This window comes from Salegentibacter sp. BLCTC (genome assembly GCF_015143665.1).
Taxonomy (GTDB): Bacteria; Bacteroidota; Bacteroidia; order Flavobacteriales; family Flavobacteriaceae; genus Salegentibacter; species Salegentibacter maritimus.
The window spans coordinates 1-967 of record NZ_WYEW01000033.1 but is presented as its reverse complement, the minus strand read 5'-3'; the positions used below and the strand labels follow the sequence as shown (position 1 = coordinate 967).

Here is a 967-nt window from a genome sequence, read left to right as displayed (position 1 = left end):
AACGGTCTCGGTTATCGCCAGTTGGCGGAGTAAGGGACGCGGCTTTGTCGGCTTAGTATTGGTTTGTTGGTCAAGTTAATTATTTTCTTTCTAACGGTGCCGCTTATTGGCGATGAACCGTTGTTAGCCCTAGTATGAGCCAGGTTTTCTAATATTAATTATTGAATCCGAATTTACTTCTATTAATATTCCGGCTCTATATTTAACCGGTTTTTTCAAGTCTAAAAAATAGTATTCTTCCCAAGTTTTAATCTTATTTGCGATTTCTACAGCTATTTTTTCAAATTTGTTTTTCGGTTTCTGTTGTTCATTTTTGAATTTATTCATTTCGAAAATCGTATCAATTACTTCAAATTTTCTTTCATCTTTTGGAATCAAATTAGCTCTTTCTAATCTCCCTTCTTCATTTACATCTACCCAGATAAAAGCAAAATATGAAGGATCAAATTTGTATTTTTTATACAATTTTTCAAGAGAATCAATATTTGTAATTGGCCTGCCGGGGTAGTTGTATCGGTAATTCGTAAGATCTAATTCATTTCCATTATTCAACACTTTTTGTTCTGTAGCAGACATTTTTAATCTACCTAAGGGTTTACTATTAGAACAATAAAATTGAAAATTTAACTCTCCATCAACTTCCTTTGCATAGACTAACCATTTTTCACCTTTTTTAGCTGTCCAGTAACAAGAAGAATACATTCCTGTCACTTCCGCTTCTGAATTCAGTTGAAATTTTAATTGTTTCGGATTATCTCCCTTTTTATAGTGCTTACTTATTTTGAAAGTTATTGTATTTGTTAATGAATCTGACGCATATTCTTTATTAATAACTTCTCCTTCAAATACATAAGTGGATTCGTAAAATTCAATTGCTGGTTTTGGAGTATCGCAACTGCAAGCAAAACCTTTAATTGAAAATAATAATATTAGTAGTAAGTATTTTGTTCTCATATTAGGGCTAACG

The 967-nt window shown here is 31.6% G+C and carries 1 protein-coding gene; it reads right to left on the bottom strand.

Going from position 1 to position 967, the window contains the following annotated elements:
- Positions 1–129: 129 nt before the first annotated feature.
- The coding region (locus GUB10_RS15880; RefSeq protein WP_227740447.1) for a hypothetical protein at positions 130–967 on the bottom strand (838 nt) is incomplete at its 5' end.